This is a genomic window from Chitinophaga oryziterrae (assembly GCF_009758125.1).
Taxonomy (GTDB): domain Bacteria; phylum Bacteroidota; class Bacteroidia; order Chitinophagales; family Chitinophagaceae; genus Chitinophaga; species Chitinophaga oryziterrae.
The window spans coordinates 55,399-68,053 of sequence record NZ_WRXO01000006.1 but is presented as its reverse complement, the minus strand read 5'-3'; the positions used below and the strand labels follow the sequence as shown (position 1 = coordinate 68,053).

Genomic DNA, 12,655 nt, shown 5'->3' with positions numbered 1-12,655 from the left:
TTATTGTTTTATTGCGGAGAGTGAAAAAGGACGGTCTGCTATGGCGGTCCCCCTGTTTAAAGCCGGCTGTGGCCCCATTACCAGGTGCAGGGTTCCCCCATTCATGATATCTGCATGGGATATCCAGTTATGCGTGTAAGGCTGCCCATTCAGGCTGGCAGATTGAATATACATATTCTCCGCGGTGTTATTCTCCGCTTCTATAACAAATTGCTTTCTATTCTCTAATGTAATGGTCATTTTAGGGAACAGGGGACTACCGATCACGTATTGGTCGGTACCCGGACAAACACTGTAAAATCCGGCTGCACTTAGTACATACCAGGAAGACATCTGCCCTTCATCTTCATCACCAGGATAACCATTCTCTGTAGCGTTGTACATGGTCTTCATAATCTGCCGGACATGCTGCTGTGCCTTCCACGGCTGTCCTGCATAATTGTACAGGTACACGAGATGATGGACAGGCTCATTCCCCTGCGCATACTGTCCCATATTAAATGCCGCCATTTCTGTCATTTCGTGGATCACCTGACCATATCCACCCACCTTAATGGTACCGGGTATACTGAATACGGAATCTATTTTAGCGGTAAACTTTTCTTCTCCCCCCATCAGGTTGATCAGTCCCTGCACATCATGAAAGACAGACCAGGTCCAGTGCCATGCATTTCCTTCTGTATAAGGGCCTCCCCAGTCGAGCGGATCAAAGGGAGTGATCCAGTTCCCCCCGGCATCTTTGGCCCGCATGAAACCTGTTATGGAATCATACAGGTTTTTGTAGTTATACATCTGCCTGCTGAATACATTTTCGTAAAATGGCTGCTGCGTCATTTTTGCCAGCTGGTACCCGCAAAAGTCGTCATAGGCAAACTCCAGTGTCCATGCAGTAGCGCCCTGCGTCTGTTGAGTAAAAGGTACATACCCCATTTCATAATACTCCTTCCATCCCGGACGACCATTGGCACTTCCCCAGGGCCCTTTGTTGGTGGCTTCATGGAAATATGCCTGCAGGGCTTTTTGCGGGTCAAAGGTGCGGATACCTTTTACCCATGCATCCGTTAACAGGGAAATGGCATGATTGCCAAGCATACCGCCCGTCTCTGAAGGGAATGACCAGGAAGGCAGCCAGCCACACTGCTGCTGTGCATCCAGCAGGGCCTGTACATATCTTCCTTCCATGGTGGGATGCAGAATGGTATTCAACGGGAACTGCCCCCTGAACGTATCCCAGAAACCATTATCAGTATACATATATCCCTGGTGTACTTTACCATCATAAGGACTGTAATAATAAGGCTGTCCGTCCTTTCCATATTCAAAGAACTGGTGAGAGAACAGGTTGGCATGGTACAGGCAGGAATAAAAGGTCGCTTTTTCTTCTGCTGTTCCGCCTTCTGTCTTCATGCTGCCCAGCAGTGTATTCCATACTTTATCGGCAGCCCGGTGAGTATCTTCAAATTTCCTGTATTGACCCAGTTCATGTTGTAAAGTCAATGCAGCCTGCTCCGGACTGATATAGGAAGAAGTTACTTTAGCTTCCACCTGTTCTGCTGAAAATTCAATATAAACACCTGCACCTTCACCTTCTGCTTCGGCATTGCCCGCATTTACCACATTATGGTGGTTCTCCCAGGTACCATAACTTTTGAATGATTTATCAAAGATGATTTCGAAATAATTGCGGAAGTTCTGCGGCGCCCAGCGGCAGTTGTTGACATATCCGGTGATCTTACGTTCAGCCGGAATAATTTTAACTTTACTGAATTTCGTGTAGCCATCAAGGATTATTATAGATTTCTTATTTGCCGGATAAGTAAACCTTAAGTGTGCCCCTCTTTCTGTAGGAGATATTTCCGTTTTAATCCCATTATCGAATGTTACTTTATAGTATCCCGGTTGTGCAATTTCCTGTTCATGCTTAAATGAAGCAGCACGTTCATCTTCATTCACTACCAACTGCCCGGATTCCGGCATCAGCGAAAAAACAGCATAATCATTTACCCAGGAACTACATTGATGCGATTGCTGGAAACCACGGATAGTATGCACGAAATACTGGTACTTCCAGCCATCTCCGTTCTTCCCTGTCTGTGGTGTCCAGGAGTGCATGCCAAACGGCAATGCCGTAGCAGGATACGTATTGCCATATGAAAATTCGTATTTGCTATTGGTCCCCTGCCTTGTATTAACATACTTCACCAGATCGTCCTGGGCATAGCCGGTGATGATCGTTACAATCGAAAGTAACAAGGCTGATAATAAATGCTTCATTAATTAAATTTCAGTTTTATAAACCGTGGCCGGTATAAATGAGGGTGCTTTGGCAAATCCGTAAAGAATTCCAGAGAATTCACATTATAGCTGATCAGCAGCTCTCCCGGTGCAGAAAGTGCGGGATGTGCCTTGGCGTTATACATGACATAGGTTTTCTCTTCCGCATCGCGACTGCAATCCCAAAGGCGGATAACAGGTCCGAAAGGCCCTATAGGACTGGCTCCTATCCGCATACCGATAGTCATGCCCATCCCTCCTTCCTGGAAGATCAGCACATAGCGCCCGTCCGGCAGCGGAGACAGGCTCAGTTCATTGGATACTTTACTGGTAACATCTGCCACTTTGTTCATGTCTTTATTCCACTTCGTACCATCCCAGAAACGCCATTGATTGAAATGGTCAAAGACAGCCGGTTTTACCCTTGCCACTACCATCTGTTTGTCCATCCCATGTACACCGTATATGTACACATAACCATCCGGTGCAGGAGCGCCGGCTTTAGCGGTATTTACAAAGATGCCGGCGCCAAAAGAACCAATCTGTCCTCCTTTGTCTGTAAAAAAGAAAGGCGTATCCATCTGTTCATATCCGGTAAAAGGAGGCGGTGTGCCTGCCGGGATTTTGATCAGCGTATTCCCTACTTCCCTGAAGCCAAAGGCTTCTTCAGATACATTCCGTACACGGTAACCAAATATATAAAGCGTATTATGCTGTTCCTGATTCACAAACCCGTCGCCCAGCCAGTAGTAATCCGTCTTTTCAGTACGTGGGGTATTCGGTTCAAAAACAGAGACAGATTCGTCCTGCTCATTATGTCCCCATGCAAAGTCAATATTTTTTCCTTTCATGATGGCAACAGAATTATGCACCATACGGAAACCCGGCTGCAGTGAGTCGTTTGAGATAGTACCGATCATGGAATCGCTGAATATGAAAAGCAGGCTGTCTGCCGGCTTATTCTCCACCCCATTAAAAGGAATGGTATAAATTCCGTCGCCTCCAAACCAGCCATTGTTCCTGATGAAAAGTGCAGACCATTCAGGCGCTTCTTCCACTTTAAAATGCAGCTGTGTAAGGTCCTGCGCCTGCATATGGCAAAAAAGCAATATCCCTGTGAGAGTAAGAATCATTCTTTTCATAACCTTGAAATTTTGGCAGGGTTTCGTCCTGCACCCGAAAAATAAGGTATCATAGTTAACCAAACAAATCCGGCCAGTCCACCAGCTATTAATAACAACGCAATCATCTGTGCCTGGCTTAGTTGCAGGAAATATTTGGGTGTGATGCGCAACTGCTCAATAAAAAAGCGTTCAACACCATTTAAGATAAGGAATAAACAGAACATCGCCCCTTGCGTTCTTAATCTTTTCCTGATCATCCACATGAAGGAAAATAACAGGATACATAGCACCGATTCATATAACGGTGTGGGATAAACTCCCATCGGCAACTGATGACAATGCTGCAGGGTACAGCCAGGTATATATACGCCGGCATCTATTGCATTATGCGGATAGGTAGAAGCCCAGGCCCATTGCGGTATCCATCCGGGTTTCACATACCGGTTGACAATGCCCCAGTCTCCATCGCCCGACAGTTGACATCCAATACGGCCAATGCCATATGCCAGCATCATACCCGGAGAACCAATATCCGCCATATCGATCAGCCTGATCTTATTTTTGTACCCGATGTACAGACAAGTCAGTCCACCGAATATAAGTCCACCGTAATAAGTAAATCCGCTGCGAGCCAGCAGTACCTGTAGCGGCACATAGCGCAGCTCCTGGATGTGTTCCACAGCATCAAACAGCTTGGCTCCTGTAAATCCCCAGCAAGCTGCCATAAACACGATAAAAGGCATTAGCTGGTATGGATGTTTGTAACGCTCCACTTCCTTTGATTCAGGCAGCTTGTCTTTATACACCCATATGCCCCAGACAAGCGCAAATACCCCCCCTGCTATCAGGTTCCCTTGCAGGGATAAAAAACCAGGCGCGGGATCAGCCCCGCGAAACAGTGCCAGCAGCACATCTATCCCCTTATACCCCAACAGGAAACCCAGGGTGACATTTAACAACAATTCCAGCGGAGAAGGTGGTAGTCCTACCGTTTCCTTCACCATCATTCCCCGGATAGTACCATCAGCTTCCTTCCTTTTGAACTCAGCCACAAATACCACGTAGGCCCCGGCAAAAGCCAGGGCCATAAAAGTACCGAATGTCTGTAAGTTGATCTTTACAGGAATATGGAACAAATAACTGATGAGATCTCCGATAGTCGGGAACATGTTTGATATTTTAAAGACTTATCTGCAAACCCACATTCAGCACACGCTGGTTGATATAAGCATCCCCCGCTGTGTTGGTACTGATTTCAGGGTCCTGCTGATATTTCCGGTAATTATCCCAGGTGAACAGGTTATATGCACTCATATAAACACGCGCACTGTTCAGTTTGAAAGGCAGCATCCTGGTCGGGAACTGGTACCCGATATCCACTGTTTTCAAACGAATATAATGCGCATTTACCAACCAGTAATCAGAAGGGTAATAAGTTGGACTATTCACCGAAGATTTATTGGTCGTCAGCCTCGGATACATTGCACTGTTAGCATTCTCAGGTGTCCATGCTTCCAGGTGAATGGGCTGGAACTGCCCGATGAATGGTTCTATACCAGTACCTGTAATGATAAAGCTGTAATTAAAAGAGCCCTGTAACAGTATACTCGCACTGAACCCTTTGTAGGATGCCTGCAAGTTGAGACCCAGGTTGGTATTAGGCAGGTTAGGATGTCCGATAGCACGCTGATCGAAGACATTGATAAAACCATCTCCGTTCAGGTCCTGGTATTTGAGATCTCCCGGATGCAAAGGCAACCCGTTATCAGGCGCAGCAATAGTCTTATTACCGGCATTACTGCCACCATTAGATGCCTGATAGGCTTCTATCCTGTTAATATCTTCCTGTGTATAATAGCCTAAAGAATGATAACCGAATGGCTGGTTAAGAGGTTGGCCGGTACGGGCCAGCCAGGGGTATGCCGGAGAAGCCTCGCTCTGGTATAATATTTTGTTCTTTGCATAGGAGAAGACAAAGTTAGCACCCCACTGCACATCACCAGTACTGCCGTGATACCCGATCTGTCCGTCAAAACCCTGGTTAAGTGTACGTCCCACATTCACTGCCGGCAGACCAATACCAATGATATCCGGTACGTTGTTCGGTACGATCAGCTGATCATAGCGGATATTACGGAACAACTCGATGGTGGCAGAAAGCCGGTTATCCTTCAGCATGTTCAGGTCAATGGCGATATTCGTCTCTTTCTGTTTCTCCCATACCACGTTGCTATTGGCAAGACTGCCCTCGTAATACATCCTGTAGCTGGTAGGCGATTCTCCGAAAGAATAAGTAGCATTGTTCTGTACATAGTTCTGTGCATAAATGTACCTGTTGTTAGGCGCCACATCCGATCCCACAATTCCATAGGAACCACGGACCTTGAATAACCCGAACACAGGGAAAGCTTCTTTGAAGAACTTTTCGCCAGACAGGTTATACCCCAGTCCGATTGCCGGAAACAGGCCAAAACGATGGTTAGAAGCAAACCTGTCTGTACCGTTATACGCCGCTTTCAGGTCTAACAGATATTTCCCGTCATACTCATAATTACCGGAAAATGATACCCCCTGAAATTTAGCCGGTACTCCTACAGATGCCGGGTCCAGCTGATCATACGCATCAAATGTCTGGGACTGCTGATTTAACAGTATGAGGCCGCTTACATGATGTTTCTGGTTGAAAGTACGGTCATAGTTGGAAAAGAGTTGCAGATTGACATTATTCGTATAGATGTTGGTGTTACCAGTATAGTAGATGTTCGAAAACACATAGGTACCTGCGGGATTCAACTGGTAAGACTTATCAGCAGGATCGTAATGATAAGATGGAATGGGACCGTAGTTACCCGTTCCCCTGGTATACTGTTCCTGGCTGGAATAGGCCACACGTGCGGTCAGAGAAAGACCTCTCGTAATCACGTCCAGTTGCTGGGTAGTATTGAATACGATGTTGTAATCCGTTCTCTTCGAATTCTGATATCCGCCGGTAGCCAGCCTTGCATTCAATGTAGGCAGATGTCCGCTGTTGAAATGCGAGTAGGCATAGGCGTAAGTACCATCAGGATTAATGAGCGGGGCCGTAAAAGGTGTTAAGCGGCTGAAGTCAAATACCTCAGACAGTGCACTGGTCGCATTCAGGTTAGGCGAATTGGTGGTGGAGAAACGGGTCGTAACGTCCAGGCGCATTGATAATGTCTTATTAGCCCTGAGATCGAGGTTAGACCTGAAATTATATCTTTTGAAATTGTAGTTGGTATTAACGGTGCCGCGGGGATCAGGGAAAGAACGTACCAGTCCGTTCTGGTTCAATGCTCCGCCGGAAATAAAGTACTTCAACGTTTCATTACCACCGGAAATATCCAGGTTGGTATTCTCCTGGAAGCTGTACCGTTTAAAGATAGCATCATACCAGTTTACATCAGGATGACCATAAGGGTCCTGTTTATTCTTAAACAGGTCAAGGTCCTGCTGAGTAAATTCAGGGGTCAGGCCATCATTGGTCTCTGCCTGGTTGATCAGTGTAGCTGATTGATAAGCGTTCAGGAATTTAGGGATCTTCGTAGGCGTTTGAGCGCCACTTTCCACACGTACATTGATCTGGGGCTTACCCAGCTTACCACGGCGGGTAGTCACTACCAGTACACCATTCGCCCCTTTAATACCATATATGGCTGTAGTAGAAGCATCCTTCAATACAGAGATGGAAGCGATCTCATTTACATTGATCTGTTGTAGCTGATCATAGGTATATTCCACATCATCCACGATGATCAGGGGTTTATTACCAGCAGGGTTCAGTGAACTGACACCACGGATATAAAAATCTGAGGCATCTTTACCCGGCTGACCGGACCCCTGTTGCGAGAAGAAGCCAGGCAATCTGCCCGACAGGGCATTTTGTACGTTCGCTGTTGGAACGTTCCTGATCTCTGCGGCGTTGATCGTGCTCACAGATCCTGTATTGGTGATACGGGTCGTTTTACCATACCCCACTATCACCACTTCATCCAGGGCCTGGTTATCCGATGCCATCGTAACATCGATCCCCTCATGCCTGCCAGTCACATTCAACTCACGGGTCACATACCCCAAAAAACGGAATATGAGCACATTGGACGCCCCTTTTAATGTTAGTTTAAATTTACCTTCGGAATCAGTAATAGCCCCGTTTCCCGGCATACCTTTCTCGAAAACAGACACTCCCGGTAACGGGCTCTGAATATCCCGCACGGAGCCGGTGATCACCCGGGACTGCGCCAGCAACATGCCGGGAAGTATATTTATAATAACACAAATCAGCAGTATTATTTTCCGCATATCTGTTCGTTTATATTTTTTAATAATTGAGAAGACTACCATCCCGGATTTTGTTTCATATTCGGGTTCTTTGCCACCTCATTGTAAGGGATGGGATACAGATATTGATTTTTCTTAAACACTGTATTGAGTATAGTAATCGGATTATAAGTATAGAAGTTGCCGTTCTTTACCACGGATACTCCTGTACGCGGCTGGTTCATGACCGTTTCTGCTATCTTCCATCTGCGTATATCAAAATACCGGTGCTCTTCGAATGCGAACTCTATTCTCCATTCATTCTGTATCGCGGCCCTCATCTCTGCCTGTGTCATATTGGGTGCAAGACCATAGTTCCCACCTGCTCCCGCATCGATGCCAGCGCGTGCCCTGAGCGCATACAACTGATCATACACATCTGCCTGTGGCGCTGCTTCCACCTCATTGCGGGCTTCCGCATATTCCAGCAGTATTTCAGCGTAGCGCATCACGATCCAGTCGGAAGAGTGATTGCTGTAAGTGCCCGCACTTTCGAAATCTCCCATGAACTTGCGCATGTAGAAACCACTGACTGTTTGCTGTAAAGAGGTATTAGGTTTGCTCTGACCGCCTTCATAGGTTTGTACGGTGCTGTTAAGCCAGTTAGCGCCATTATAAAAGATGGTGGCAGTAAAGCGTGGGTCCCGTTTAACAGCAGACAATACGCTGTATGGATCAGATGCCAGGTAACCGGATGCAGGGTCTGTAACAGGCAAACCGTTCTGCATAGGAAAGGCATTCACCAGTTCCTGTGTAGGACTGGTATTACCAGAGCCACCTGCCTGAAAACCTACAGGGCCATTATTTGTTTCGATATTGGTGCTATTGTTGCCCGGACGGATAAAGATGCGTTCTCTGTTATTCTGGTCGAGGAAGATATGTGTAAATACAGGATTCAGGGAATAAGCATTCAGGTCCATCACGTCCTTAGCCGCCTGTGCTGCCAGCGTCCAGCGATTTACATCATAATCGGTGTAGCCGGTGAGCGGGTTGGCTTTATCAATATTATCGCCATTAAAGAGCGGACTGGCAGCCAGCAATAATGTCTTTGCTTTCAGTGCCATAGCGGCCCCCCTGGTGGCGCGGTAATTATCTGCATCTGCTACCGGCGCCATGAGCAGGCTGTCTTTGATCGCATCACATTCACTGACGATATAGTTGATGCAATCCGCAAAGTTGCTGCGGGGTAAGTCGAGTTTATCTGAAATATCGTATACCTTATTTCCCAGTAAGGGTACGCCGCCATAGCGTCTTACCAGCTCAAAATAAAAATATGCCCGCAGGAACCTGGCTTCACTCCTCCACAACTGCGCAGTAGTTGTACCATTGCTCAATCCTCCTTTTACGGGTACCACACCGATGTTATTGATAAAGATATTGGCATTACGGACCCCTGCCCAGAAAGCATCCGGCACACCGGAAGAAGTGGGCGCCTGGGAAAGACTGGTACCTTCCCAAAAGTTCTCCGCTCCCGGAAAGCTGAAGGAAGTCACGGCATTCGTAGTGATCAGCGTTACCGGGATATTACCACCTGTCCGGGAAGAAACAGCATCGTCCGACGCTGCATCCAGGTAATCGTTACCGACACGGTTATGGCCATTTTTGACGATGGCATAAACGCCATACAGGAAAGATTGTGCATTCACGCCCGCAGAATCCAGCGGATCGAAAACATAATTACCGGTCACCTTATCTACGGGAAACTGCTCATACTTTTTACATCCGCCAAGTATGGCAGCTATCAGCAGTATCGTGGATATTTTATTGATATAATTTTTCATGGCTCAATCTCATTTATAGCTTAATACTTACCCCTGCACTTACAACTCTCTGTATAGGATAATTGTATGGCATAACTTCTGTGTCCATTCCTTTAAATCCTGCGATAGTAAAGATGTTCTCTCCATCCACGAATATTTTCAGTCCGGAGATACGTAGTCTTTTCAACAGGCTGTATGGAAGTGAATACCCGATTTCAGCATTGCGCAGCCTGACGTAGTTACCACTCTTCAGATAAAAAGTGGAGAACATCGAGTTATTATTGGCGGCTGATACTGCCAGTCGGGGAAGTGTAGCCTTGTCTGCTGTTTCCGGTGTCCATCTGCCTGTCGCACTTTCATATGCCTGTCCGCTGGTAGTGGAGAAATCCAGTCCAAAATGATCGATCACATTATTCTGGACGTTGATCTGCCTGTTGGCCACACCCTGTAAAACAAAACTAACATTGAAACCTTTGTAATTGGCCCCCATTGTGAGTCCGAAGAAAGCCAGCGGTTTTTTGCCACCGATGGTTGACTGATCAAAGTCGTCGATCACTCCATCGCCATTGAGGTCTTTGTATTTAATATCTCCCGGCTGTGGCGTATATCCTGCGATATGTGCACTGCTGGCAGCATCTTCAGTATTCTGATAAAGTCCAAGGGCCGTATAGCCATAGAAGGTACCTGTTACGGGTAAACCTGTCCTTCTGTTCCATGCATAAGGAGTAGCCAGTTCATCGCTGAAAAGGATCTTTGAATAAGCCAGGTTACCATTTGCTGTTACGAAGTAATTGAAGTTACCCACGTGATTGTTATAGGTGAGGGACAGTTCTACACCCTGATAAAGGTTTTTGCCAATATTCTCCAGCGGCCAGGCAGTACCCAACAGAGCGACGGAATTACCGCGATAACCCAGGATACCGGAATAAACATCATGGTAATAGTCTGCCGTCAGTTGCAGGTGGTCATGCATAAACGAAATGTCTGTACCTACATCAAACTTGCTGCCTTTCTCCCATGAGATATAAGGATTAGCCAGCGTACCTTCATACTGGTAATACACGTTGGTATAACCTGTGCCTACCTGATAATTCTTTCCGATGTTACTGGAAGCATAGGTTTGTGAGTAAGCATAGTACAAGGCCGCATTCAGGTCAATATTGGCATTGCCTGTCTTTGCATAGGTAGCTCTCCATTTCCATCCGTTGATCCAGGAAAGATGCTCCCTGATGAAATCTTCACGTCCCATTTCCCAGCCAAGGCCGGCACCGTAAAACAGTCCCCATTGATTACCGGGTGGGTAACGGTTATTACCACTTCCGATAAGGGTTGCATTGATAAAATATTTCTGATCATAATCATATCCTGCCCGTATACCTGCATTCGTAGTATTGGAAGCCAGATCATAATTAGCTACAATTGATTTCCTGTCGTACATCGCCTGTGCATTCACACTGCTTTTGTTGAAAGTTCTGTCATAATTCAGACTAAACTGTGCGTAGGACTGCCGGGATGTGAATACGGTACGAAAAATATTGTTCTGGGCCGATGTTGATCCATAAACAACATAAGAGCTGTCGATGTAAGCATAGGAAGGGTTTTGTAAACTCCTGTCCAGCCCTGTAATGGACTGATAAGATAAATTCCCTTTCAATTTTGCACTGAGCCCCTGCAATACACTGTTGAGGTTATAATTCAGATCTACGTTCGCAAGGATATCATTGGTATTGTTCTGCGTGTATCCTGAGAACTGCGATCTTGACAACAGGTTATTACTATATGGGCCGGTATTACCTCCTATGTTATTACCTCCGAAAGAACCATTCGGATTATAGACAGGATATGCATTGTTTGGCGTAGAATATATTGCAGATAAAAGACTCGTATAGTCGTTGCCGGGTTCTCTTGTATTCTGAACACGGCCAAACAGTTGCAGGTCTACATTCAGGTTCTTATTTACCTGTACCGCAACATCGGAGTTGATGATATAGCGTTTTAAACTGTTGTTGGTACTGTAATTAACGGCAGGACTGGTCTTAAAAATACCTTCCTGGTCGAAATAGCTGAGGGAAACGGAATAGCGGGCGATATTGCTGCCACCGTTTACATTCAGTTTATAATTCGAGATAGGAGAATTATCCCGCAGCAGTGTTTTAAACCAGTTCACGTCCGGATGACCGTAAGGATCCGTATGTTGTTTATAGGCATTGAAATCGTCTGCGGAATACAATGCAGGCTTGCCATCACTGGTCAATGTTTCATTCAGCAGGTAAGCGTACTGATAGGCCGGCAATGGTTTAGGCATGCCCAGGGGCTGCTGTGTACCTGTCTGCGCGGTAAAGGTGATATGCGGGCGACCCGGCTCTCCCCTTCTGGTCGTAACCAGTATTACCGGGTGAGAACTGTTATTGCCCAGCAATAATGTAGATAAACCATCTTTCAGTACAGAAATGGATTCGATAGATTCCGGGTCGATGGAAGATATTTCTCTTTGTACCCCATCTATCACTGTAATGGGAGATTGTCCGCGAACGTTCAGGCTGATTTCTGCGTTATCTGTAGAACGGTTGTTGTTGGAATTTCCGTTCACCAATGTTTGCCCGATGACAGATGGAGAAGATATGTCACTCAGATTGAAGGATGTGAACCCGCTGTTTTGTTTGGTGTACACACCTGCCAGTTGCCCGGGGAAAGCGTATACATACAGGGATGCAGGCGTAGTGGTCAGTTGGTTGGTATAAATGGTAGATACGGAACCCAGTACTTTCGAACGATCTATCCGTTCGTACAACATATCCACCTGCTTCGGTGATTTTAGAAAGGCATCTGTCAGTTGTACGGTTATACTGTGATCTGCTTTTACTTCTTTTGTATAATAATCCTTCCAGGTAAATACCAGCATGCTGCCAGCCGGAACATCTATTTCAAAATGCCCGTTCTTATCTGTCAATACGGTATTGCTGTTATTTTTAGCACTGACCTTTACGCCGGCCAGTGGTTCATTGAATTCATTGACAACAGTCCCATTTGCCCATCCGGGATGGACAATCGTATCTTTGGGGGACTGAAAGGCGAATGTGGTTTGCGGAAGCACCCACAGACTGATAACACCGATCAGGCATATATTGTAGTACCAATAGCGCATAGAAATAATTTTGG

General features: G+C 46.2%; 6 protein-coding genes. All 6 read right to left on the bottom strand.

The features are described from left to right. Genes GO495_RS20150 through GO495_RS20125 form a run of 6 tightly spaced genes read right to left on the bottom strand, consistent with a single transcriptional unit; the run spans position 1 to position 12,641 of the window. On the bottom strand, positions 1 to 2,274 hold the full coding sequence (locus tag GO495_RS20150) for a GH92 family glycosyl hydrolase (RefSeq protein WP_157301530.1): 2,274 nt from the start codon (positions 2,272 to 2,274) through the stop codon (positions 1 to 3). Next, the gene (locus GO495_RS20145; RefSeq protein WP_157301529.1) at positions 2,274 to 3,416 is read right to left on the bottom strand and encodes a DUF4185 domain-containing protein; all 1,143 of its coding nucleotides are present in this window, start codon (positions 3,414 to 3,416) and stop codon (positions 2,274 to 2,276) included. The genes GO495_RS20150 and GO495_RS20145 overlap by 1 nt, the downstream gene beginning before the upstream one ends. Next, positions 3,413 to 4,567: a prolipoprotein diacylglyceryl transferase gene (locus tag GO495_RS20140; RefSeq protein WP_157301528.1), complete on the bottom strand. Its 1,155-nt coding sequence runs from the start codon at positions 4,565 to 4,567 to the stop codon at positions 3,413 to 3,415. Before GO495_RS20140 ends, GO495_RS20145 begins: the two co-directional genes overlap by 4 nt. A 10-nt stretch (positions 4,568 to 4,577) precedes the next feature. Then, the gene (locus GO495_RS20135) at positions 4,578 to 7,718 is read right to left on the bottom strand and encodes a SusC/RagA family TonB-linked outer membrane protein (RefSeq protein ID WP_157301527.1); all 3,141 of its coding nucleotides are present in this window, start codon (positions 7,716 to 7,718) and stop codon (positions 4,578 to 4,580) included. A gap of 35 nt (positions 7,719 to 7,753) precedes the next feature. After that, positions 7,754 to 9,517: a RagB/SusD family nutrient uptake outer membrane protein gene (locus GO495_RS20130; RefSeq protein ID WP_157301526.1), complete on the bottom strand. Its 1,764-nt coding sequence runs from the start codon at positions 9,515 to 9,517 to the stop codon at positions 7,754 to 7,756. A 13-nt stretch (positions 9,518 to 9,530) separates the two neighbouring features. Continuing rightward, a complete protein-coding gene (locus GO495_RS20125) occupies positions 9,531 to 12,641 on the bottom strand; it encodes a SusC/RagA family TonB-linked outer membrane protein (RefSeq protein ID WP_157301525.1) in 3,111 nt (1,036 codons plus the stop codon). Positions 12,642 to 12,655 lie beyond the last annotated feature (14 nt).

Excerpts from the sequence above, each read along its gene's own strand:
- GO495_RS20135 (WP_157301527.1), bottom strand. The coding sequence starts at position 7,718 with ATGCGGAAAATAATACTGCTGATTTGTGTTATTATAAATATACTTCCC.
- GO495_RS20150 (WP_157301530.1), bottom strand. The coding sequence starts at position 2,274 with ATGAAGCATTTATTATCAGCCTTGTTACTTTCGATTGTAACGATCATC.
- GO495_RS20140 (WP_157301528.1), bottom strand. The coding sequence starts at position 4,567 with ATGTTCCCGACTATCGGAGATCTCATCAGTTATTTGTTCCATATTCCT.
- GO495_RS20145 (WP_157301529.1), bottom strand. The coding sequence starts at position 3,416 with ATGAAAAGAATGATTCTTACTCTCACAGGGATATTGCTTTTTTGCCAT.
- GO495_RS20130 (WP_157301526.1), bottom strand. The coding sequence starts at position 9,517 with ATGAAAAATTATATCAATAAAATATCCACGATACTGCTGATAGCTGCC.
- GO495_RS20125 (WP_157301525.1), bottom strand. The coding sequence starts at position 12,641 with ATGCGCTATTGGTACTACAATATATGCCTGATCGGTGTTATCAGTCTG.